This window comes from Bradyrhizobium sp. UFLA01-814 (assembly GCF_046718885.1).
GTDB lineage: Bacteria > Pseudomonadota > Alphaproteobacteria > Rhizobiales > Xanthobacteraceae > Bradyrhizobium > Bradyrhizobium elkanii.
On sequence record NZ_JAQOSR010000347.1, the window covers coordinates 1 to 2,382 of the forward strand.

The 2,382-nt window shown below is 55.9% G+C and carries 1 protein-coding gene and 1 pseudogene; both read left to right on the forward strand.

Annotation, left to right across the window (positions count from 1 at the left end; translation table 11 throughout):
- The first annotated feature begins 36 nt into the window (after positions 1-36).
- Positions 37-177: a DUF2274 domain-containing protein gene (locus PMN64_RS42700; RefSeq protein ID WP_411785095.1), complete on the forward strand. Its 141-nt coding sequence runs from the start codon at positions 37-39 to the stop codon at positions 175-177.
- 1,811 nt (positions 178-1,988) lie between these two features.
- Positions 1,989-2,222, forward strand: a pseudogene (locus tag PMN64_RS42705) (transposase); the annotation flags it as partial.
- Positions 2,223-2,382 lie beyond the last annotated feature (160 nt).

The following is a 2,382-nucleotide window of genomic DNA, read 5'->3' on the forward strand; positions in this document are numbered from 1 at the left end:
GCCAGCTGACCAGTCCGGCTCTTGCCGGCGAACGCGGTGTCCCACCGCCAGTTACACCAAGCTCGGGGACACGATCTTAAACTGATTGCGCCGATGCTGGGGCGTTTTATGGCCACTGATCGTGGCTTCACGAAACTGAGACGTCTATCTCAGGCACGCGATACGGGCGTTGGATAGCGTTCGGTTAGCAAGTCAATAAAATCGAGCATCGTCCTCGTTCTCTGCTCTCCAGCAAGCGAACTAGTTATTCGACTGGAGCCTGTCTCATCGGCAGCTCACGATAGACAAGTCCGGTGAAACTCGCTTCGGTGTCTAATCATAATCAAGCCGACCTCGAATCCTTGCTGTCGAGCCCTTTGATGGTGTCGCAGTTGATATCATGCCGTTAGAGCCGTCGACGGTCTCCTGGAAGCGACGTCAAGAGATACTCAAGCGACGATTTGTCACCAATTCGGGGTACCCTTGAAGACCCTCTTGATGCATATCGCGCGAAGTCGATAGTCGGATCGGCAAAGGCACTGGCGCGTGCGGGAAAGATCGTATTGCGTTGGAGATCGGGAGATGGAGAGGGCCGGAGTAGGCGGCGCCATGATCGTGGCCAATGAGGACGTTGCCAAGATCGAGAAATAGCCCGCCGATCGTCCCTCTCCGAACTTGAAAAGCATGCAGTCTCCACCCTGCACGTATCGCAATGTATCGCTCAGGGGAGCGAGAACGCTGGGCGTCCGATTGCGAGCATGGCAGGCGCGATGTCGTTCTCGCGCGAACCCGCCGAGAGCGCGACACGTTTTATTGTTCCTCCCCCCGTCGCGTTTCCTAGAAGCTTATCTGCCAAGCGCGGGTCTTGCGATGATCCGAGGACACATCAAAGACATTTATGGGGTCATCAGTCGAGCGAGAGCGAATACGAACGAGGGTTCGTCGACTGCCATGGACCTATAGATAATCGGGCGAAGCCCTCCGGACGGCACCCGGTTTCACGCCGCGGGCGGCGTCCATTGCATTGACACCGACAATTTTGGTCGGCTCCGCCATCGCCGCGCACCGCATTCCGTTTCTCTGGCTCCTACGAACGATTAGCTCCGCATTTTGCGTGAGTCTCAATCGGTCCACGAAACCTTCAGAGAAGAAGTGTAGAAGGCTCGCTATGACCAACGTTGAGGGATCACGGGATGTATTTCGTTGCACTTGCTTCGGTTACGGCAGCCGGCGTTATGCTGTCTTATGGTGAATTGTCGCAAGAGATATCGAGAGGGCAATTTTCTGCCGTCTGACTGTTCGTACACCGCGCGGAGCCCGAGGCCTCCGCAGGGAGGGCAGCGGTAGCGCTTAGCTCTTCGAGGGTGAACTCCTCCCTCAAATCGAAAAAGTCATCGAACGGAAACGTTCTTACGAATAGTGCTGAAGCCGGGGACGTGTATGGTATTCAACCCAAACGCTAAAATTGTTTACATGGTCACGTGCATATATTGGCTCGGCGTTCACCCAACCAGATTCTGTCCCGCCAGCACAGGCAGATGATTAGAGTTGTGAGATTGAGGGGCACTCAAATGGTCGACTCCGAATTGGCTGCCGTATTGCGTGCGGTCCTGGATGAGGTTTGTGAAGGTGTATCCCGTCACGAAATCGGCATCCGAACCCACGTCGCGTGTAAACTCCTCGAAGCAGGCACGCGTGGAGAGACATCGGTCGATGTCCTCAGGCAAATCGGCCAAGCGGCGTTGACCGGAGCGCCCACGATGTGGCGGTAGCAAGTGGTTCTGATCGACCCGTCTTCCGAGACGTGGGTACAACGGCGTGTGGGCAACAAGGTGCTTTTGTACATTCTGTACAGAACGTTCGCCGCAAATCAGATCTCAATTCGGCCAGCTGGGCGCTTTCCTCGCCGAGATGAGAGGGACCGTGAAACAGTGTGGATCTTAAGGAGTCCTTTTAGGCGCAAATTAGATTCAAGACGCTTCCTTTTTGATGAGACGGCCTCGGGTGTGATGGACCGTTTGGTGTTGAGCGACGCGGCTTGGAAGCGAATGGCGCCGCTGATCATACGCCGGCCGGACCAGAACGGATCGACCGATCGGGATACGAATGTTCGTGGAAGGCGTTCTTTTGATCGCGCGTACCGCTTTCCTTGACCCGATCTTCCTGATGCCTTCTGAGACCGGAACACCGTGTTCCGGCGCTTGAGCCAATGGAGCATCAGGTCGTTTGATGCGGACACAGACGCTCGCAGAAAGAACCATGACCCGGCAGTGGTCACTTTTGTCTATCGGGGTTCTGGCCGTGCCGGCGATTGAAGGGTGGTCGACTAGTGTCCTGAACCAGAAGTTCGCAACATCGCGTCGTGTTTTGGCGGGGCATTGTAGCGGCAGAAGCGCTCGATGG